Raw genomic sequence first — 19,580 nt, forward strand, 5'->3', positions numbered from 1 at the left:
TGGAGGCCGTCGAGCGCCTGGTCGCCGTGCAGGGGCAGGACATCGACGCGCCGTACATCGGGCTGTGGTCGCGCCTGGCCTCCTTCACCCAGTCCGACCTGGCCGCGCTGCTGTACGGGAAGCAGGTGGTGCGGGGATCGCTGCTGCGCGTCACCCAGCATCTGGTCTCGGCCGACGACTACCTGTGGATCCGGCCGCTGCTGCAGGCGATGTTCTCGCGCAGGCAGGGGGCATGGAACCGGATGATGCGGGACGTCGACGTGGAGGAGCTGACCAAGCTCTCCCGCGAGCACCTGGCCGGTCGCACGCTCACCCGGTCGCAGCTGCGCGACCTGCTGCACGAGCGGTGGCCCTCGGCGGACGCGGCGGCGCTGGGGTGGTCGGCGCAGGCGCTGGTGCCGGTCGTGCACACGCCGCCGAACGGCATCTGGGGGAGGCGCGGGGCCACGCCGTTCGCGCTCGCCGAGGAGTGGCTCGGGCGGTCCCTGGAGGCGGCGCCGTCCGTGGAGCGGCTGGTGGTGCGGTATCTGGCGGCGTTCGGGCCGGCGAGCGTCATGGACATGCAGATGTGGTCGGGGCTGACGCGGCTGCGGTCAGTGGTGGAAGAGATGCCGTTGTTACGGAAATTTCATGACATCGAGGGTCGTGTCCTTTATGACCTCCCGGATGCTCCGCTGGCCGCCGAGGACGTGCCCGCTCCCGTACGGTTCCTGCCCTGGTTCGACAACCTCGTCGTGGCCTTCCACGACCGGAGCCGCCTGATGACCGCCGACCAGCGCAAGGCGATCTGCGTGGGAGCCGTCATCTACCCCACCTTCCTCGTCGACGGAACTGTCGGTGGCATGTGGGACCTTAAGAACGGCGTGCTGACGGTCGAGCCCTTCCGCCCGCTGCCCGACGGCGTGATGGAGGAGCTGGCCGTGGAGGGGGCACGCCTGATGGCCTTCGCGGGTGTCGAGGAGGGGAGCATCGCATGGCTGCCGCCCAGGAGCTCTACGACGATCTGATCATGGAGCATCTCGTCCGTCCCGAGGTGAGCCTGGGGCGCATGTTCCACGCCGAGGGGCTCAAGGTCAACGGCAAGGTTTACGCCTTCTTCGCCAAGTCCAAGGACGGGGTGGTGCTCAAGCTCCCGGCCGGGCGGGCTCGGGAGCTGGTGGAGGAGGGGACGGCCGAGGTGATGGTGATGGGGGCACGGCGGATGCGGGAGTGGGTGGCGCTGCGGTCGCCGGACGAGGACGTCTGGCGCCGCCTGCTGACGGAGGCCGCCGACTACGTGGCGTCGCTGCCCCGCTGACGGCAGGCCGATGCCGCGAATCATCCGTCCGCTCGGAGCCACGTACCTGCAACCGTTGGGTAGCGTGGTCAGAGGCGGTCCGCACGGCCCGCCGCTTCCCCGTCCGTCGAAAACCCAAGGTGGCGATCGCCCACGGTCATCACGTTCAGTTCTGACCCACGTTCGAAGCGTCGTGTGTCCAAAGCGAGCGAGGAGAGTGTTTTGTCCGAAGCAGCAGAGGTTCTCGAACTCGACGACAACGTCGCCGACGGTGGCACGGCCGTCGGCGCAGACTCGGTGAAGGCGTATCTCAAGGAGATCGGGCGCGTGCCCCTGCTCACCGCCGAGCAGGAGATCGAGCTGGCCAAGCGCATCGAGGCCGGGCTGTTCGCCAGGGAGCGGCTCGACACCGAGCCGGGCCTGTCCGCCGATCTACGTGCCGATCTGGAGTGGATCGCCGACGACGGCACGCGGGCCAAGCGCCGCATGCTGGAGGCCAACCTGCGGCTGGTCGTCTCCATCGCCAAGCGCTACACCGGCCGCGGCATGCTCTTCCTCGACCTGATCCAGGAGGGCAACCTGGGGCTGATCCGGACGATCGAGAAGTTCGACTACCGGCTCGGCTACAAGTTCTCCACGTACGCGACATGGTGGATCAAGCAGGCCATCACCAGGGCCATGGCCGATCAGGCCCGGACGATCCGCATCCCCGTGCACATGGTCGAGCTGATCAACAAGGTGGCGCGGGTCGAGCGCCGGCTGCAGAGCGACCTCGGCCGCGAGCCCACGCCGGAGGAGATCGCCAAGGAGACCGAGCTCGACGTGGACCGGGTCATCGAGGTCCAGGGCTACGGTCGCGAGCCGATCTCGCTGAGCATGCCGCTGGGCGAGGAGGGCGACAGCGAGTTCGGCGACCTCATCGAGGACACCGAGGCAGTCTCCCCGGCCGACGCGGTCTCGTTCACCCTGCTCCAGCAGCAGCTGCACGCCCTGCTCGACCAGCTCTCCGAGCGCGAGGCGGGGGTGATCAGCATGCGGTACGGCCTGGCCGACGGCAAGCCGAGGACGCTCGACGAGATCGGCCGCGTCTACGGCGTCACCCGCGAGCGCATCCGGCAGATCGAGGCCAAGACCATGTCCAAGCTCCGCCACCCGTCCCGCTCCCTGGCGCTGCGCGACTACCTGAGCTGACCCTCCCCTGTCTGAAAGGCTGTGCAAACGGAGACTCAAGACTGTCGCCCAAGGCAGGTGAGGGCCAGGGGCGCTGTCCTAGATTCCCAGGCGTGAAACGCTCCCGTTCGAGCCTCGTCCACCAGGTCGGCTACGCGGTCAAGAACCCCGACAAGATCGCGCCCCACCTCCGGCGGCTGGCGCGCGACACGTGGTTCCGGCTGCGCACGCGTGACCACATCGCCTACTACCGTGCCGTCATGAAGTCCGACACCGCGCGCGATCCCGAGGGCGCCGTCGGCTCACACACCCACAAACGGTGGCTGGCGCTGGGACGCATGCAGTTCGACTACCTGGTCGGGCACGGGCTCAAACCGGAATGCCGGATGCTGGAGATCGGCTGCGGCAACCTGCGGGCCGGGCGGCTGTTCATCGACTACCTGCACAGCGGAAACTACTACGGCATCGACATCTCGCCCGACATCCTCATGGCCGCCCAGGACACGATCGTCCGGCACGGGCTGCGCGACAAACTGCCTCATCTCACCCCCGTACGCGATCTGCGCTTCGCCTTCCTGCCCGACGAGCACTTCGACGTCGTGCACGCGCACAGCGTGTTCTCCCACTCGCCGCTGCACGTCATCGAGGAGTGCTTCGCCCACGTGGGGCGGATCATGAAGCCCGGCGCATGGTTCGACTTCACCTTCGACAGGACCGAGGGCAAGGAGCACCACGTGCTGCGGGAGGACTTCTACTACCGCACCGAGACGCTCGTGGCCCTGGCCGGGACGCACGGGCTGCGGGCCACGTTCATGGAGGACTGGGAGCGGGGACCGCACAAGCAGTCGAAGATCCGGATCACCAGGATCAGCTGACCGAGGCCCAGAAGGCTTCCAGCCGGGCCGCGCCCGCCGCCGGGTCCTGGAGCATCCACCAGTGTCCGAGGCCCGGCAACTCGGCCACCGCGGCGCCCGCCCTGGCCGCGCTCGCCTGCGCCAGGTCCCTCGTCAGGAACCGGTCGTCCGAGGGGGCCACCACCAGGCCGGGCACGGGGATGTCCGCGAACGCCGGAGACCACTCCTCGGCGACGTGCACGGCCGACCGGTAGAGGGCCAGGATGCTGTCGGCCATCACCTGGTCCACGGCGGAGGCCATCCGCAGGGAGTGCGCGTGCGGCACGCCGAAGCTTTCGTACGCCTTGGCCTGCTGCTCCACCGGCACGGCCAGGAGCTGCTCGAAGAACGCCTCCCCGGCCTCCGGCGTCTGCCAGGCCCTGGCCAGGTCGTGCCACTCGAAGTCGGGATGGCCGAGGCCGGCGGCGTCGCTCGCCCACGAACGCACCAGCCCGGGACGGGTGCTCACCAGGCGCACCACCAGACCGCCGCCCCAGTCGTGGCCGACCAGGTCGATCTCGTCGTCGGCCATCGACTCCAGCTCGCCGGCCAGCCATGCGACGTACTCCTCCTTTGTGGAGGTGAAACCGTCCGGTCTGGGGCAGCCGAAGCCGGGAAGCGCGAGAGCGCGCACGTCCTGGCGGCTCAGCGCCGCGCGCAGCGGATCCCAGACGGCGGCCGTCTCGGGGACGCCGTGAACCAGCACCAGGGTCATGCCCCTGACCGTACGCCGTGAATATCCGCATGCATACGGCGGGGGCCTGCCTTTAGTGTGTCGGGAGTGAGAGACGTACGGACCCTGCCCAAAGCCCACCTGCACGTTCACCTGGAGAGCACCGTACGGCCGGAGACCGTGCGCGAGCTGGGCGGCACGTCCGAGCGGGCGGAGGCGTTCGGGACCTTCAGGGAGTTCGCCGACGAGCGGGCGCGGGTGCGCTCGCTGCTGCGCACGGCCGAGCACTTCCGGCGGATCGCCGTGGAGTTCTGCGAGGACGAGGCCGCCCAGGGCAGCCGCTACGTGGAGGTGACCTTCACCGCCGCCTCCCACGGCGAGCGGGTGGGGGAGCCGGAGATGCCGCTGGAGGCGGTGCTCGACGGGCTGGCCGAGGGCGGGGCCAGGTTCGGGATCGAGTGCCGGGTGCTGCTCGACCACTCCAGGCGGCGGCCGGTGGAGCGGCTGTGGCAGACGTTCAAGCTGGCCGGCCGCTACGAGCGGGTGATCGGGATGGGGCTGGCCGGTGACGAGGCCTACCCGCTGGCGCCGTTCGCGGAGGTGTTCGAGGCGGCCAGGGAGACGGGGCTGCACCTGGTGCACCACGCGGGCGAGGCGGCCGGCGCGGGCAGCATCCGCGAGGCGCTCGACCTCGGGCACGCCGAGCGGCTCGGGCACGGCATCCGGGTGCTCGACGACGACGCGCTGGTGGCCGAGGTGCGCGAGCGCGGGATCCCGTTGGAGGTCTGCCCCACCTCCAACGTCCTGCTCGGGCTCGTCCCTTCGCTGCCCGAGCACCCGCTGCCCCGGCTGCGGGAGGCGGGGCTGGCGGTCACGATCAACACGGACGGGGAGACGGCGCTGGCCGACGAGTACGCCCGGCTGCGGGACGTGTTCGGGTACGAGGACGCGGAGCTGGCGGAGCTGGCCCGGGCCTCGATCGACGCGTCGTTCGCCCCCGAAGGGCTGAAGACGGAGCTCAGGGCCCAGGTGGACGCCTGGCTCGCCGCCCCGTGACCCCGCCTCGCACGGGTGCGGACGGTCATGGATGACGGGCTGCCCGAGCCCGTTCTGGCCGCTGTGCTGGGACGGCCGGGCGGGGTGGTGGTGACGTGCCGCCGGGAGCCGGTCAGCGGCGGCACGGGGGCGGCGACCGGGGCCGTGACCAGGCTGTCCGGCGTGGCCCGGTGCGGGGGCGACGAGGTGCCGTTCAGCGTGGTGCGCAAGGAGGTCCGCCCCGTGCGGTCCGGACGGCACGCCCCTTACGCCGGGGATCCCCGCCACTGGGCGTACTGGCGGCGCGAGCCCCTGGCGTACGCGAGCGGCCTGCTCCCCACCGGACCCGAGCTGGCCGCGCCGCGCTGTCACGGCGTCGTGGGCGACGTGATGTACCTGGCCGATGTGAGGGGCCGGCCCGAGCAGCCGGGACGGGCGGCCCGCAGGCTCGGGGCCTGGCAGGCCCGCGCGGCGGTGCCGGACGTGCCCTGGCTGGCCGGGCACCAGCTCGCCCAGCGGCTCCTCGCCGCCGGCGCATGGACCCCCGTGGACGCCGACCCGCGCGTCGCCCGGCTGTGGCGGCGCCGGGACGAGCTGCTCGCGGAGCTGGCGCGGCTTCCGGTCGTTCTGACGCACGGCGACTTCTCGGCCGGGAACCTGATGGACTCGGCCGGCGTGACCGTGGTGCTGGACTGGGCCACGCTCGGCGCGGCTCCCGTCGGGGCGGACCTGGCGGCGCTGGCGCTGACCACGTTCATGGACCCGGTGGAGGACTACCTGGCCGGGGCGGGCGGCCGGTTCGAGCGGGCGGACGTCGAGCTGGGATACCGCGCGACGCTCGCGCTGACGGGGGCCGGGCGGGTGCACTGGATGCTGTCGCGGGGGATGCGGCTGCCCGATGGATACGAGGACTTCATCCTGTCCCGGGCACCCGGTGCATGATCGTGATATTTCAGTGTGATTGACGATATGGCTGGAGCGGAGGCTGGTGCGGGTGGACTCATCGAAGGCCGGCGCTTCGTCCGTGCCCCAGCGGCTTCCTGAACGGGCGGTGCTGGCGGGCGTGGCCGGAGCCATTCTCGTACTGCTGCATATTGGATGGATGCTTCTGGTGGCGGCGGTGTTGGACGACGACTCCAGGTGCGGGTTATTCGGGTGCCTTGGGGAGATCGTCACCGGGTGGGAGTCGGGGCGTTGGGTCGTGCCGGTGCTGGCCTGGCCGCTGCTCCACGTGCTGCGTGTGCGCCCGGCGTGGCCTGTCGCCCTGGTGGCGCCCTTGTTCCTGGTGTCGTTGTGGGAGCTCACCGATGACGCCCTGGGCGTGTTCTTCGTGCTCGGCAGCGTGCTCGCGTACCCCTTCGCCGCCCTGGTGACCGCTCCGCACGCCTCCTGGCGGCAGCGCGGCCTGGGACTGGCGTTGTTCCTCACGTTCTGCGTCGGCCTCGCCCTCTCGGGCTAGGCCGTACACGGGCGTGTGCGGCCGCCGCTCAGAAGGCGGGCCGCGCCGTGCTGCTGCGGAGGACGAGGGAGGTGGCGAGCTCGATGCGCGTCCCCGCCGCGCCCCTCGGATGGGTCAGCTCCTCCGAGATGAGCCGGACCGCTTCGTTGGCCATGTCGTCGAGCGGCTGGCGGACGGTGGTGAGCGGCGGCGACATCATCTCGCACAGCGTCGAGTCGTCGAACCCCACCACCGACAGCTCGTCCGGCACCCGCATCCCGCGCTCGGTCGCCGCCTGGTAGACGCCCGCCGCCTGCAGGTCCGACCCGGCGAAGATGGCGGTCGGCCGGTCGGGGCGGTCGAGCAGCTCGGCCCCGAACTCCCTGCCGCCCGAGATGAGGAAGTCGCCGTAACGCGTCAGCCCGGGATCGGGGTCGATCCCGAAGGTACGGTGTGCCGCCAGGTAGCCCTCGTACCGGTCGAGCGTGCACTGCGTCTCGAGCGGCCCGCCGATGAACCCGATCCTCGTGTGCCCCAGCTCCAGCAGGTGGGTGGTGGCCATGACGCCGCCCGACCAGTTCGTGGCGCCGACGGTGGAGATGCGCGGATCGCGCTTGCCCACCGGGTCGAGCAGCACCAGCGGAACGTGCAGCAGCTCCTCGATGGCCGAGATCTCCTCCTGGTTGGCCCGCGACAGCACCAGCACGATCCCGTCGGTGCTGCGCTTGCGCACGATCCCGATCCAGCGCCGCAGGTCGAAGTCGGCGCGGGCGGAGGACGTCACCACGAGCGAGAACCCCCACCGCGCCGCCGCCTGCTCCGCGCCCTTGATGAGCACCTGGGCCCACGGCGAGCCGAGCCCGTCGATGAGCAGGTCGACGAGGCCGGCCCGGGGCGTGCTCGGCGGGCGCGGGGCCTCGTACCCGAAGGCCCTGACGGCCTCGAGCACCTTGTCCCTGGTGGCCGCCGAGACGTGCTTCTTGCCGCTCAGGACCTTGGAGACGGTCGGCACGGACACTCCGGCGGCGGCCGCGACGTCTGCCAGCGTTGCTCGAGCCACAGGCCCTCCCCGGACAACTTTCGGAAACTGATGGAAACCGCAGGTCTCCCGCTGACCTGGGAGCATCCTGCTACCCGATCAGTGCTGTTGACATCTGTGCAGGTCGAAGCCTAGCGTAACCCCTCGGCAATGTCACGGTAAAATTTCGGAAACTATGTCAGAAACTTTCCGATCCACTATCTGCCGATCGAGGATTTATGGAACGGGTCGAGCAACTGCTCGCGGAGATGTCGCTCGACGAGAAGCTCGCCCAGCTCGTCGGCGTGTGGCTGAACGTCAACAGGGAAGAGGGCGTCGTCGCGCCGCTGCAGGACGCGATGCAGGGCGAGGACGTCGAGTTCGAGGCGTTCGCCCGCCACGGCCTGGGCCACGTCACCCGCCACTACGGCACCAGGCCCGTCGACCCGGAGTGGGCGAGCACGGCGCTGGCCGCGCGGCAGCGCTGGCTCCGCGACCACACCCGGCTCGGCATCCCGGCGCTCGCGCATGAGGAGTGCCTGACGGGGCTGGCGGCCTGGCGCGCCACGACGTACCCGGTGCCGCCCGCGTGGGGCGCGTCGTTCGACCCCGAACTGGTGGAGCGGATGGGCGCCAGGATCGGGGCCGACATGCGGGCGCTCGGCGTCCACCAGGGCCTCGCCCCGGTGCTCGACGTGATCCGAGACCAGCGTTGGGGACGGGTCGAGGAGTGCATCTCCGAGGACCCGTACGAGGTCGCGACCATCGGCGCGGCCTACGTGCGCGGTGTGCAGTCCACGGGCGTGATCGCCACGCTCAAGCACTTCGTCGGCTACTCCAACTCCCGCGCCGGGCGCAACCTCGCCCCTGTGCACGCCGGTGCCCGCGAGGTGGCCGACACGCTGCTGTTCCCGTTCGAGGTCGCGGTCAAGGACGCGCGGGCGGGCTCGGTCATGAACTCCTACGCCGAGATCGACGGCATCCCGGTCGCCGCCGACCCGTACTACCTGACCCGGGTCCTCAGGGACGAATGGGGCTTCGAGGGCACGGTCGTCGCCGACTACTTCGCGGTCGCCTTCCTGCACACCCTGCACGCGGTGGCCTCCGGCGCCGAGGACGCGGCCGTGCAGGCGCTCACCGCGGGCATCGACGTCGAGCTGCCCACCGGGGTGGCGTACCTGGAGCCGCTGAAGCAGGCTGTCACCGAGGGCAGGATCGACGAGGCCCTCGTCGACCGGGCGCTGCGCCGCGTGCTGCTGCAGAAGGCCCAGCTCGGCCTGCTCGACGACGGCTACGAGCCCGAGCCGTCCGGGCCGGTGGACCTCGACGACCCCGACTCCCGCGACCTGGCCCGGCGCCTGGCCGAGGAGTCGATCGTGCTGCTCACGAACGGCGGCGTGCTCCCGCTCGGCGACGCCGCGGGCAGGACCGTCGCCGTGATCGGCCCGAACGCCGACGACGTCACCGCCCTGTTCGGCTGCTACTCGTTCGTCAACCACGTGCTGCCGCACTTCCCCGAGGTCGAGTCCGGCATCGCGGCGCCCACGCTCCTCGACGCGCTGCGCGAGGAGTTCCCCGGCGCGACGATCCAGGTCGAGCGGGGCACGGGCGTGGACGACGGTGACCGTACGGGCATCGCCGCGGCCGCGCGCCTGGCGGCGGAGTCGGATCTCGCGATCCTCGTGCTCGGCGACCGCTCCGGGCTGTTCGGCCGGGGCACCTCCGGCGAGGGCTGCGACGCGGAGACCCTCGACCTGCCGGGCGCGCAGCAGGAGCTCGTCGACGCCGTCATCGCCACGGGCACGCCGACCGTGGTCGTGCTCATGACCGGGCGCGCCTACGCCGTGCCGGGCCTGCTCAGGGACGCCGCCGCCGTCGTGCAGGCGTACTTCCCCGGCGAGGAGGGCGCGGGCGCCGTCGCCCGCGTGCTGTCCGGCGCCGTGAACCCCTCCGGCCGCCTGCCCATGAGCATGCCCCGCTCGACCGCCGGCCAGCCGTACAGCTACCTGCACCCCAGGCTCGGCGCGGCGAGCTCCGTCAGCAACATCGACCCCGCACCGGCGCTGAGCTTCGGGCACGGGCTGAGCTACACGAGTTTCGCCTACGAGGACCTGACCGCCGACGGGACGGCCGGGACGGCAGGGTCGATCCGCTGCTCGGTCGTGGTGCGCAACACCGGCGAGCGCGCCGGGGCGGAGGTGGTCCAGGTGTACGCCTCCGACAAGGTCGCCTCGGTCACCAGGCCCGTGGCCCAGCTCGTCGGGTACGCCCGGGTCGAGCTGGCCCCCGGCGAGAGCGCGAAGGTCGCCTTCGACGTCCCGGTCAGGCTGCTGGCCTTCACCGGCCGTGACGGGCGGCGTGTCGTCGAGCCCGGCGAGATCGGCCTGTCGGTGCGCCGCTCCGTCGCGGAGCCGATCGCCGAGACGTCCGTGGAGCTGACCGGCCCCCTGTATGAGGTCACCGGCTCCGAGCGGCGTCTGACCACTGTGTCGGTCGAGCCGGGAAAGGAGCTATGACATGTCGCGGTTGGACGCTTTCAGGAACCGCCTAGGGGGCTTCGCCTACGGCGGCGACTACAACCCGGAGCAATGGGACCCGGCCGTGTGGCGGGAGGACGTCCGGCTCATGCGCGAGGCCGGCGTCAACGTCGTCTCCCTCGGCGTGTTCGCGTGGGCCTCGCTGGAGCCGGAGCCGGGCAAGTACGAGTTCGGCTGGATGGACGAGATCATGGACCTCCTCCATGAGAACGGCGTCAGCGTCAACCTGGCCACCCCCCACCGCGGCGCCGCCCGTCTGGCTCACGCAGCTGCACCCCGAGGTGTTCCCGATCATGGCCGACGGGGAGCGCTTCGGCTTCGGCAACCGGCTGCACTACGACCCGTCCTCGCCGATCTACCGCGAGTACGCCGCCGGCATCACCACCAAGCTCGCCGAGCGCTACTCCTTCCACCCGGCGCTGGCGATGTGGCACATCTCCAACGAGTACGGGCCCACGGCGTACAACGAGGCCGCCTCGGTCAACTTCCGCCGCTGGCTGCAGCGCCGGTACGGCGACCTGGAGACGCTGAACGAGGCGTGGACCACCCGCTTCTGGAGCCAGCGCTACACCGACTGGGACCAGATCGAGGTGCCGCACATCCCGCGTACCTGGATGAACCCGGCGCGCAGGCTCGACTTCAAGCGGTTCACCTCCGACGCCCTCCTCGAGTGCTACATCGCCGAACGCGACATCGTCCGCTCCTTCCGCGACGACATCCCGGTGCTGACCAACTTCATGCGCTTCTTCAAGCACGCCGACTACTGGAAGTGGGCGCCCGAGGAGGACGCGGTCGCACTCGACATCTACCCCAACCCCGCCGACGCCGACTCCCACGTGTCCGCGGCCTTCCAGTTCGACCTGTTCCGCTCGCTCAAGGGCGGTCAGCCGTGGCTGCTCATGGAGCAGGCGGCGAGCGCGGTCAGCCAGTGGCAGCTCAACATCGTCAAGGAGCCGGGACGGATGCGCCTCGGCTCGCTCCAGGCGGTGTCGCGGGCGTCGGACTCGGTGATGTTCTTCCAGTGGCGGGCCGGCCGCGGCGGGCAGGAGCGCTTCCACTCGGCGATGCTGCCGCACTCCGGGCCGGACTCGCGCACGTTCAGGGAGATCATCGACCTGGGACGGGAGCTGAAGCTGCTCGCGCCCGCCGCCGGGACCACCTCGCGCGCCGAGATCGCGATCCTCTTCGACTGGGACGGCTGGTGGGGGCTGGAGGAGACCGCGGGGCTGCCGCGCCAGGACTTCAGCTATCCCGACACGGTCATGCGGCACTACACGCCGCTGTGGTCGCAGCACCTCCCGGTGGACGTGGTGTCCTCCGGGTCCTCGCTGGAGGGGTACAAGGTGCTGGTGGTGCCGAACGCGTACCTGATCGACGACGAGGGCGTGCGGCGGATCACCGAGTTCGCCCGCGACGGCGGGACGGTGATCATGTCGTTCTTCTCCGGCGTGGTCGACGACTGCAACCGGGTGCGGCCCGACGGCTACCCGGGGGCGTTCCGGCAGCTCATCGGGGCCAAGATCGACGAGTACTGGCCGGCCAGGCCGCACGAGGTCTTCTCCGTGGAGTTCGCCGACGGGCGGAAGACCACCTCGACCTGGTGGCGCGACGACCTCCACCTCGAGACGGGCACGGCCCTGGCCACCTACGGGGACGGCCTGCTGGCCGGGCGGGCGGCCGTGGTGGAGAACCGCTTCGGCGCGGGGCGGGTCGTGTACTTCGCCACGCTGCTGGAGCAGGCGGTCTTCGACGCCGAACTGGTCGGGGCGGTGGAGGCGGCGGGCGTCCGTTCGCCCTTCCCGGGGGTGCCGGCCCACGTGGAGTGCGCCGTGCGGGGGGACGCGGAGCACGAGTACGTGTTCCTGCTCAACCACAGCGGCGAGGAGAGCGTGTCCGTGCCCTTCGACGGGGAGGGGACCGACCTGCTGACGGGGGAGCGCGTGTCGGGCTCAGTAGACCTGGCCCCGCTCGGCGCGGCCGTGATCCAGCGCCCCCGCGCGTAGCACCCCGCGCCGCGACCGGGAAGGCGCTTCCCGGTCGCGGCGGCCGTGGATCAGCCGGCGAGGAGCTTCTCCGCGGGGATGGTCTGGCGCGTGATGGCGGGGCTGGACCAGTGGAGCTGGGCGATGGCGTCGTAGCCGCTGTCGTAGAACTCCATCCTGATGTCGTGTGCCCCGGCGGTCAGCGCGATCTGACCGCTGTCGTCGCGCTTGGAGTGGTCCGTCCAGTTGTCCACGACCACCTTGCCGTCCACCCAGAGCCGGACGCCGTCGTCGCTCGTGGTGATGAACGTGTACGTCTCCGCGCGGTCCGCGATCACCTTCCCGGTCCAGCGCACGCTGAAGGTGTCGGCGGACACGGCCGGGTCGGGGGCGTTCGCGCCCCAGTCGAAGTTCACGCCGGGGTCGATCCGGGTGAGCTTGGGCGCGGTCAGGTCGGCGTTGTCGAAGTAGGTCGCCGACAGGCCCTGCTGGTCGATGACCAGCGTCGTGACCGAGCCCGCCGGCAGCGTCAGCGTGCCCTTGCCGCCGGCGACCGTGACCGCGCCGGTGCGGTGCGGGGTCCAGGCGTCCGAGGTGCTCTGCCAGACCGCGGCCGTGCCCGCCGTCAGGCCGGTGAACGAGAGCATGGTGTCCAGCGGCTGGGTGCCGACGTTGACCAGGACGACGTTCTTGGCCGCGTCGGAGGCGAACACGTGCAGGAGGTCGCTGTCGGCCGTCGCCTGCACCATGGTCGTGCCGAACGGCCTGAACAGGCCCTCGCCGGTGAACATGCCGATGCCGTGGTAGATCGGCAGCGGCTCGCTGCGCTGGATGCCGCCCTCGCCGTTCGTGCTGGTCAGGCCGAGCTGCCCGTTCTTGTCGCCGTACTGGTAGGCGGCGGCTCCGGCGTGCAGGATCTGGCCGAGCGCCGCCGCGCCCCACAGGGTGTTGAAGTGGGTCAGCGTACGGTGGCCGTCGGGGTCGTCGAAGTCGGAGTTGAACTCGCCGATCTGGAGGTCGATCTTGCGCCCGAGCACGGACTCGGCGAGGGCGCTCACCTCCTTGAGGTCCGTCTCGTAGCCGCGGACGACGGCCCCCAGCAGGTTCTCGTCGGTGGCGGCCTCGGTGCCGTTGCCGTAGTCGTGGTAGTCGAGGAAGTCGACGCGGTCCTTCGATCCCTCCAGGAACGTCCTGATGTAGGGCAGGTCGTTCCAGGCGGTGGCGGGGCCGCCGACGCGTACCGCCGGGTCCTTGGCGTCGAGGGCGTCGGTGATCATGTTGAACCGCCGGCTGTACTCGGATGCCGACATTTCAGGCTTTTCTGGGGTGCAGGTGCAGTTGAGCTCGTTGCCGAGGATGAACCGCCGCACCGGCGTGCCGGAGGCGGCGAAGTGCTGATAGAGGGCCACCGCGTCGTCGCGGTTCACCTCGGCGCTCTGGCGCCCGTCCATCTGGAGGATGACGACCGGCTCGGCGCCCAGGTCCCGGATGGCGGTGATCCAGGCGTCGCCCGAGATCGTCGTGTCGCACTTGAAGCCGCCGCAGACGATGGGGCCGGCGTGGTTGCCGGGCTCCTGGTAGTGCAGCTCGATCCGCATCCGGCCCGGCTTCAGGGTGCGCAGGCGCTCGCGATGCTTGGAGTCGTTCGTGATGTACGAGCCGTCGCCGTACCCGGTGATGCCGATGCCGTAGTCGGCGGCGGACAGCGTACGGACCGGCTTGGTGAAGTCCACCGAGACGGCGGCGGACACAGCGGCGGGCACGGCGGCGGGCACGGCGGCGGGCACGGCCGCTTCCGCAGGAACCCCGGCCGGCCAGATCGCCGCGGCGGCGGCCAGGCCGCCCGCGAGAGCGGCACGCAGCGCGCGACGCGCCAATGCAGTCATCCTGCTCCTGTCACAAGATCCATGAGGACCCGTGGATCATGACATATGCGGATGACAGCGGGGTGAAATCAGGGAGAGCCCCACCGGGCACGCGAAAGGGCGCCCCTGATCAGGAGCGCCCTTCGGCGGAGGGGGTTCAGTTGGCGGGGAGCTTCACCGTCATCTGCTTGGTGAGCGGGTTGGCGTCCTGTGCGGCCCAGGCGCCGGTGGAGAAGGCCTCCGGGTAGTTCTTCTTGCCGACGCCGTCGCCCCACTTGGTGACGACGTACTCCACCTTGATGTGGCCCTCGCCGGCGACGCCGTCGACGCCCAGGGTCTCGGAGTTGAAGCGGCCGCCGGTCAGCTCGGCGAACGTCTTGGCGTCCAGGTCGAGCATGACGCCGCTGCTGGAGGGGTCGCCGGGACCGCGGTCGCCGACGAAGAAGGGCATCTTCTTCCCCTTGTAGATCACGTAGCCCTCGGTCATGAGCGGCCAGCTGGGGCTGGCGACCAGGCCCTTCTGCATGGGCTTGCCGGCGGCGGGCAGACCGGTGTCGCCGGCCCGGCCGGAGGAGTCGTCCCAGAAGTACGACGCGGTGGTCGAGCCCTTGAGCACGGCCTTCTGGGTGGTGCTGCCGGCGTCGGCGTCAGCGTGCGCCGCGGGCGCACCGACGGCCAGTGCCGTCAGCACGGAGGCGGTGAGCGCGGCGAAAGGGCGCAGGCATGCAGACATAGGTGTAGTGGGTCCTTTGTTCGACAACGGGGGGCAGGTACGCTCATAGACGCACGTAGCCGAGCATCAAGCCATACAGTTGCTACGTGGAGCGCTGGGGATCCAGCAGATCGGATCCCAGAGCCCAAGCGAGTGGTACCTTCCACGGGGGTAAGGTCCAGGTCACTCGCCGGTAACGCCACCTACGTTACGTGCGCATAACGGACAAAGGCAAACGAAAACCCATGAATCGGACAAAGATCTACGTTTGACGGTAAAGTCCTCAGTTAATGTCCTTTCTGGACACCCGCAGAACCCCTGCGCCCATGGGGATGGCGATCCAGACCATCACCGACACGGCCAGCCTGGCAAGGTCTCCGCCGGACATGTCGCCGCTCGTCAAGGGGTTGGTGGTGCTGTTGAGGTCGAGCCATCCGGCCAGGACCTCTCCCACGTGGCCGAGCTGCCCGATGGCGCTCCACAGCATGGGAGTCACAAAGTAGATCACGATCGCGGCGGGCGCGTTCAGCAGCAGCGCGCCCATGGCCAGCCCCTGGGCCGTCAGGATCACCATCGTGGCGATCCAGCCCAGGACGGTCTGCGGCGCGACCTGCCAGGTGGCGGGCACGCCCTGGGCGGCGGAGACGGCGGCGGTCACCGGGGCCGCGATCAGCAGCGCGAGCAGGCAGGCCGCCACGGCCGCGACCAGCGGCGGCAGGCACTTGGCCGCCAGCACGCGGCTCCGCCGGGGTTCGAGCGCGAACGTGGTCAGCGCCGTGCGGTGGCTCCACTCGCCGGTCATGGTGAGGATGGCGAGGACGGGCAGCAGCGTTCCGAACGCGATCGCCGAGGTCCCGGCCAGGGTGAAGAAGTGCGGGCCCGCGACGAGGCCGCGGGCGGCCACGGAGCCGAGCCCCAGCGTCACCAGGATCGCGGTGAGGATCTTGCTGGTGCGGGTGTCGAAGAGCTTGCGGGTCTCGACCCGTACCAGGGTCATGAAGGAAGGCCGCCCTCCGGCGGCGCCTGCCGTGTCGAGCTCGGCGGTGGCGTCAGGCCGGGCGGCGGTGTCACTCATGAGGCGCTCCTGTCGGCGTTCGCGGTCAGTTCGAGGAAGGTCTGTTCGAGGCCGCGGCCCCGGCTCAGTTCGGCGACCGTGCCCTGCGCGAGCACCCGGCCGCGCCCGATCATCACGATGTGGTCGGCCACCTGCTCCACCTCGTGCAGCAGGTGCGAGCTGAGCAGCACCGCGCACCCCTCCGCGGCCAGGTCGCGCAGCAGCCCTCGCATCCACTGGATCCCCTGGGGGTCGAGGCCGTTGGCGGGCTCGTCCAGGATGAGCGCCCGGGGCCGGCCGAGGAGCGCATGAGCGATGCCGAGCCGCTGCCGCATGCCGAGCGAGTAGCCGCCCACGGCCCGGCCGCCCTCCTTGCCGGTCAGCCCCACCAGCCGCAGGACCTCGTCCACGCGCGACTTCGGCAGGCCGAGCAGCATCGCGCCCAGGGTCAGGACCTCCCGGCCGCTGCGGCCCGGATGCTGCGCCCCCGCGTCCAGCACCGTGCCCACCTCGAACCCCGGACGCTCCAGCTTGGCGTACGGCCGCCCCAGCACGGTCGCCGTGCCGGAGGTCGGGCGGCAGAGCCCGGCCAGGATGCGCAGCGCGGTGGACTTGCCCGCCCCGTTGGGCCCGAGAAATCCGGTGACGGTGCCCCGCCGCACGGTGAAGGACACGTCGTCGAGTGCCTTCACCTCTCTGTACGCCTTGCTGACGTGCTGAAATTCGATCACCGCCTCAGTCCATCGGAAACCCGGCCCGGCCTCATCGGACCTGGGTCGAGCGATGCGCGCGCCACGGCTACCGTCGCCGCCGCCGATGTAGACCTGGGTCGGTACGGAGATCGACCCGGGTCGCTAAGGCGATGCCGTGCGGGTCCCTAGGCTGAGGACGTGCACGACCCACCACCCCTCGACAGACTCGGCATCGCGCTGCGCTACCTGGCCGCCGTGCTGCCCCTGCTGTTCTCCGGCCTCATACTGATCGCGCTCGTCAGTTACGTCCCCATGGGCCGGGACAAGATCCTGTGGGTGACGGCCGACGTAGGGCTCGGCGTGGTGGCGCTGGTCCTGATGTGGTGGCGGCGCCGCTGGCCGTGGCAGATCGCGCTGGTGACCGCGCTCTTCGCCACCGTCTCCCTCAGCGCCACCGGCCCTGCCCTGGTCTCGTATGTCTCCCTGGTCACGCATCGCCGGTGGCGCTGGACCGTGCCGGTGGCGGTCACGTTCTGGCTGTGCGTGACCGCCTCGACCCTGTGGCAGAGCCCCTTCGAGATGACCGTCTTCTACGGTCTGGCCTCAGCCGCCGTCCTGGCCGGGCTGACGTTCCTCGGCCTCTACCTGCGCGGGCGCCGCGATCTGGCCGCCGTGCAGCGGGAGGCGGAGCGCGCGGCGCAGCGGCAGCGGATCGAGCAAGCCCAGCTCGGCGAACGGCTCAAGATCGCCCAGGAGATGCACGACGTCCTCGCGCACCGGATCTCCCTGCTGGCGATGCTCGCCGGCGGCCTGGCCTACCGTACGGACCTGTCCGCCGAGCAGACCCGCGAGACCGCCCTGGCGATCCAGGAGAACGCCCACCAGTCGCTGAACGAGCTGCGCGCCGTCCTCGGCACGCTCCGGCGCGACGGCGGCATGGAGGCGCCGCAGCCGACGCTGGCCCACCTGGACGCGCTGTTCGAGGAGGTGCGGGCGGCCGGGCAGCAGGTGGAGGTGGACGACGCCATCGACGGGCGCGAACTGCTGCCGACGCAGACGGGACGGCACGCGTACCGGATCGTGCAGGAGGCGCTGACCAACGCGCGCAAGCACGCGCCGGGCAGCCGCGTGCGGGCCGAACTGGGCGGGCGTCCCGGCGAGGGACTGCGCATCCGGGTGAGCAACCCCGCCCGGTCCGGCGCGAAGGCCGGCCCCGGCGGCCGGCTTGGCCTGGTCGGCCTTGCCGAACGCACCCGGATGGCGGGCGGCACGATCACCCACTCGGTGCAGAACGACCGCTTCGTCCTCGACGCGCGGCTGCCGTGGGAGGCTTGACGCCGTGATCAAAGTCGTGATCGTGGACGACGACCCCATGGTGCGCACCGGCCTGCGCCTCATCCTCGGCGGCGAGGCCGACCTCGAGCTGGTGGGCGAGGCCGGGGACGGCAGGCAGGCCATGGCCGTGATCCGCGACCTCGGGCCCGACGTCGTGCTCATGGACCTGCGGATGCCCCACCAGGACGGGCTCACCACCATCGAGGTGCTGCTGGACCGCCCGGCGCCGCCCCGCATCCTGGTGCTCACCACGTTCGACGCCGACGACATGGTGCTGCGCGCTCTTCAGCTCGGCGCCGCCGGCTTCCTGCTGAAGGACACGCCGCCACCGAAGATGATCGACGCCGTCCGTACCGTGGCCAGGGGCGAGCCGGTGCTGTCGCCCAGCGTGGCGCAGCAGGTGATCGCGGCCGCCACCGGCAGGTACGCGGCGCAGCGGCCGGCGGCTCAGCGGGAGCTGGCCAGGCTCACCGAACGCGAGCGGGAGGTCGCGATCGAGCTGGCCAGAGGCAGCTCCAACGCCGAGATCGCGACGAGCCTGTCCGTGAGCGTGGCGACCGTGAAGGCCAACATCACCCGCATCTTCGCCAAGCTGGGGACCGACAACCGGGTGCACGTCGCGATGAAGGTCCGCGACGCGGGCCTGCTCTAGCTCGTTCGACAGGAGAGCGGGAGGCGGCGGTTCAGCCACATATAGCGAGGAACCTCGGGCCTTCAGGCCCGGGAGGAATCGCCTACGGCGCCGCACGTTTGTTCTCGTCATAATAAAGTTCACAGCGTGAAATTCGTTGCGCAGGTGCGACTGTTCCCCACGCCTGCCCAGGAGGCGGCGCTGGCGGACACCCTGCGCCTGTGCAACGAAGCCGCCAACTTCGTCTCCCGCATCGCGTGGGAGACGAAGACGTTCCGGAACTACGACCTGCGGCTGCACACCTACGGCGAGCTGAAGAACATGAGCCTGTCGGCCCAGCCGGCCCAGCACGTCATCAAGAAGGTCGCCGACGCCTACACGACAGTGAAGGCACAGGTGAAGGCGAGGCTCCGCAAGCCTCTCACCAAGCCGATTGGGTTCCGCCCGGACGCGGCCCAGCCGTTTGACGACCGATGCCTGTCCTGGCAGGTCGAGGCCCGCACCGTGAGCATCTGGACTACCGGCGGCCGGATGAAGGGCGTCGCGTTCGGCTGCTCCGACGAGCAGGCCGCCGCGCTGGCCGCCTACCGCAAGGGCGAATCAGACCTCGTTCACCGCGACGGCATGTGGCTGCTGATCGCCACCTGCGACATCCCCGACACCGACGTCACCGAACCCGACGGCTTCCTCGGCGTGGACCTCGGCATCGCCAACATCGCCACCACCGACGACGGCAAGCGTCGCTCGGGCAAGCACCTGAACGCGGTCCGGCACCGCAACCGGGAGCTCCGCCGCCGCCTCCAGGCCAAGCAGACCAAGTCCGCCAAACGCCTGCTCAAGGCCCGCAGGCGCAAGGAGGCTCGGTTCGCCCGGGACGTCAATCACGTCATCTCGAAAGACATCGTGACCGAGGCTGCACGCACCGGACGCGGGATCGCCCTGGAAGACCTTCAGGGCATCCGCGACCGGGTACGGCTCCGCAAGCCCCAGCGGGTCACGCTGCACTCGTGGGCGTTCCACGAGCTCGGCCAGTTCGTCGCCTACAAGGCCCGCCGTGCCGGTGTCGCCGTGGTGTACGTCGATCCGGCTTACACATCGCAGGGGTGTTCGGCGTGCGGGCACGTGGACAAACACAACCGGCCGAACCAGGAAACCTTCGCCTGCACGTCGTGCGGCTTCGCTGAGCACGCCGACGTCAACGCAGCCCGCAACATCGCCTCACGCGGTGTCGCGGGCTGGGCTGCTGTCAACCAGCCGAACGCGGCCTGA

At 70.6% G+C, this 19,580-nt stretch carries 17 protein-coding genes and 2 pseudogenes; 13 read left to right on the forward strand and 6 right to left on the reverse strand.

What is annotated here, in order from left to right; genetic code table 11:
- From ABD830_RS27190 to ABD830_RS27205, 4 genes and pseudogenes are all read left to right on the forward strand, one after another.
- Positions 1-1,007, forward strand: a 1,007-nt coding sequence (locus ABD830_RS27190; protein WP_344993121.1) for a winged helix DNA-binding domain-containing protein, incomplete at its 5' end; no start/stop codon positions are given.
- Entirely contained in the window at positions 974-1,297 is a 324-nt protein-coding gene (locus ABD830_RS27195; RefSeq protein WP_344993124.1) for an MmcQ/YjbR family DNA-binding protein, read from the forward strand. The genes ABD830_RS27190 and ABD830_RS27195, both read left to right, overlap by 34 nt.
- A 216-nt stretch (positions 1,298-1,513) precedes the next feature.
- Positions 1,514-2,467: pseudogene (locus ABD830_RS27200) on the forward strand (RNA polymerase sigma factor); the annotation flags it as partial.
- Between the two features lie 92 nt (positions 2,468-2,559).
- On the forward strand, positions 2,560-3,321 hold the full coding sequence (locus ABD830_RS27205) for a class I SAM-dependent DNA methyltransferase (RefSeq protein ID WP_344993129.1): 762 nt from the start codon (positions 2,560-2,562) through the stop codon (positions 3,319-3,321).
- Here the strand turns inward: ABD830_RS27205 and ABD830_RS27210 are convergent.
- Positions 3,314-4,054, reverse strand: a complete 741-nt coding sequence (locus ABD830_RS27210) for an alpha/beta fold hydrolase (protein ID WP_344993132.1) — start codon at positions 4,052-4,054, stop codon at positions 3,314-3,316. The genes ABD830_RS27205 and ABD830_RS27210 overlap by 8 nt on opposite strands.
- A gap of 66 nt (positions 4,055-4,120) precedes the next feature.
- On the opposite strand from ABD830_RS27210, the gene add reads away from it, so the two are divergent.
- From add to ABD830_RS27225, 3 genes are read left to right on the forward strand one after another with little or no spacing between them, the layout of a single operon-like run.
- Entirely contained in the window at positions 4,121-5,068 is a 948-nt protein-coding gene (gene add, locus ABD830_RS27215) for an adenosine deaminase (protein ID WP_344993135.1), read from the forward strand.
- Between the two features lie 27 nt (positions 5,069-5,095).
- Complete coding sequence (locus tag ABD830_RS27220; RefSeq protein ID WP_344993138.1) at positions 5,096-5,989, forward strand: phosphotransferase family protein; 894 nt, start codon at positions 5,096-5,098, stop codon at positions 5,987-5,989.
- A 52-nt stretch (positions 5,990-6,041) separates the two neighbouring features.
- Positions 6,042-6,506 (forward strand): hypothetical protein, encoded by a 465-nt coding sequence (locus ABD830_RS27225; RefSeq protein WP_344993141.1) that lies wholly within the window; start codon positions 6,042-6,044, stop codon positions 6,504-6,506.
- A 28-nt stretch (positions 6,507-6,534) separates the two neighbouring features.
- On the opposite strand, the gene ABD830_RS27230 is transcribed toward ABD830_RS27225, so the two are convergent.
- Complete coding sequence (locus tag ABD830_RS27230) at positions 6,535-7,545, reverse strand: LacI family DNA-binding transcriptional regulator (RefSeq protein ID WP_344993144.1); 1,011 nt, start codon at positions 7,543-7,545, stop codon at positions 6,535-6,537.
- Between the two features lie 197 nt (positions 7,546-7,742).
- On the opposite strand from ABD830_RS27230, the gene ABD830_RS27235 reads away from it, so the two are divergent.
- The 3 genes and pseudogenes from ABD830_RS27235 to ABD830_RS27245 all read left to right on the forward strand — a co-directional run bounded on the left by ABD830_RS27235 (position 7,743) and on the right by ABD830_RS27245 (position 12,043).
- Complete coding sequence (locus tag ABD830_RS27235; protein WP_344993145.1) at positions 7,743-10,019, forward strand: beta-xylosidase/alpha-l-arabinosidase; 2,277 nt, start codon at positions 7,743-7,745, stop codon at positions 10,017-10,019.
- Positions 10,020-10,128: 109 nt separating this feature from the next.
- Positions 10,129-11,113 (forward strand): annotated as a pseudogene (locus tag ABD830_RS27240) (beta-galactosidase); the annotation flags it as partial.
- Positions 11,105-12,043, forward strand: a complete 939-nt coding sequence (locus ABD830_RS27245) for a beta-galactosidase (protein WP_344993220.1) — start codon at positions 11,105-11,107, stop codon at positions 12,041-12,043. The pseudogene ABD830_RS27240 and the gene ABD830_RS27245, both read left to right, overlap by 9 nt.
- Positions 12,044-12,093: 50 nt before the next feature.
- Here ABD830_RS27245 and ABD830_RS27250 read toward each other — a convergent pair whose 3' ends face one another.
- The 4 genes from ABD830_RS27250 to ABD830_RS27265 all read right to left on the reverse strand — a co-directional run bounded on the left by ABD830_RS27250 (position 12,094) and on the right by ABD830_RS27265 (position 16,384).
- On the reverse strand, positions 12,094-13,908 hold the full coding sequence (locus ABD830_RS27250; protein WP_344993148.1) for a PA14 domain-containing protein: 1,815 nt from the start codon (positions 13,906-13,908) through the stop codon (positions 12,094-12,096).
- A gap of 136 nt (positions 13,909-14,044) precedes the next feature.
- Entirely contained in the window at positions 14,045-14,620 is a 576-nt protein-coding gene (locus ABD830_RS27255; RefSeq protein WP_344993150.1) for a hypothetical protein, read from the reverse strand.
- Positions 14,621-14,882: 262 nt separating this feature from the next.
- A complete protein-coding gene (locus tag ABD830_RS27260; protein ID WP_344993153.1) occupies positions 14,883-15,674 on the reverse strand; it encodes a hypothetical protein in 792 nt (263 codons plus the stop codon).
- A complete protein-coding gene (locus tag ABD830_RS27265; protein WP_344993156.1) occupies positions 15,671-16,384 on the reverse strand; it encodes an ABC transporter ATP-binding protein in 714 nt (237 codons plus the stop codon). Before ABD830_RS27265 ends, ABD830_RS27260 begins: the two co-directional genes overlap by 4 nt.
- 159 nt (positions 16,385-16,543) lie before the next feature.
- Here ABD830_RS27265 and ABD830_RS27270 point away from each other — a divergent pair, with 159 nt between their 5' ends.
- From ABD830_RS27270 to ABD830_RS27280, 3 genes are all read left to right on the forward strand, one after another.
- Positions 16,544-17,680, forward strand: coding sequence for a sensor histidine kinase (locus tag ABD830_RS27270; protein WP_344993159.1), 1,137 nt, complete (start codon positions 16,544-16,546; stop codon positions 17,678-17,680).
- A 4-nt stretch (positions 17,681-17,684) separates the two neighbouring features.
- Positions 17,685-18,332 carry a response regulator gene (locus ABD830_RS27275; RefSeq protein ID WP_344993162.1) on the forward strand — a complete coding sequence of 216 codons (648 nt, stop codon included), beginning with the start codon at positions 17,685-17,687 and terminating at the stop codon, positions 18,330-18,332.
- A gap of 126 nt (positions 18,333-18,458) precedes the next feature.
- A complete protein-coding gene (locus ABD830_RS27280; protein WP_344993164.1) occupies positions 18,459-19,580 on the forward strand; it encodes an RNA-guided endonuclease InsQ/TnpB family protein in 1,122 nt (373 codons plus the stop codon).

Source organism: Nonomuraea helvata (assembly GCF_039535785.1).
GTDB classification, from domain to species: domain Bacteria; phylum Actinomycetota; class Actinomycetes; order Streptosporangiales; family Streptosporangiaceae; genus Nonomuraea; species Nonomuraea helvata.

Coding starts and splice junctions, on each gene's coding strand:
- ABD830_RS27235 (WP_344993145.1), top strand. CDS start 7,743: ATGGAACGGGTCGAGCAACTGCTCGCGGAGATGTCGCTCGACGAGAAG.
- ABD830_RS27260 (WP_344993153.1), bottom strand. CDS start 15,674: ATGAGTGACACCGCCGCCCGGCCTGACGCCACCGCCGAGCTCGACACG.
- ABD830_RS27195 (WP_344993124.1), top strand. CDS start 974: ATGGCTGCCGCCCAGGAGCTCTACGACGATCTGATCATGGAGCATCTC.
- ABD830_RS27255 (WP_344993150.1), bottom strand. CDS start 14,620: ATGTCTGCATGCCTGCGCCCTTTCGCCGCGCTCACCGCCTCCGTGCTG.
- ABD830_RS27245 (WP_344993220.1), top strand. CDS start 11,105: ATGCTGCCGCACTCCGGGCCGGACTCGCGCACGTTCAGGGAGATCATC.
- ABD830_RS27250 (WP_344993148.1), bottom strand. CDS start 13,908: ATGACTGCATTGGCGCGTCGCGCGCTGCGTGCCGCTCTCGCGGGCGGC.
- ABD830_RS27220 (WP_344993138.1), top strand. CDS start 5,096: ATGGATGACGGGCTGCCCGAGCCCGTTCTGGCCGCTGTGCTGGGACGG.
- ABD830_RS27210 (WP_344993132.1), bottom strand. CDS start 4,054: ATGACCCTGGTGCTGGTTCACGGCGTCCCCGAGACGGCCGCCGTCTGG.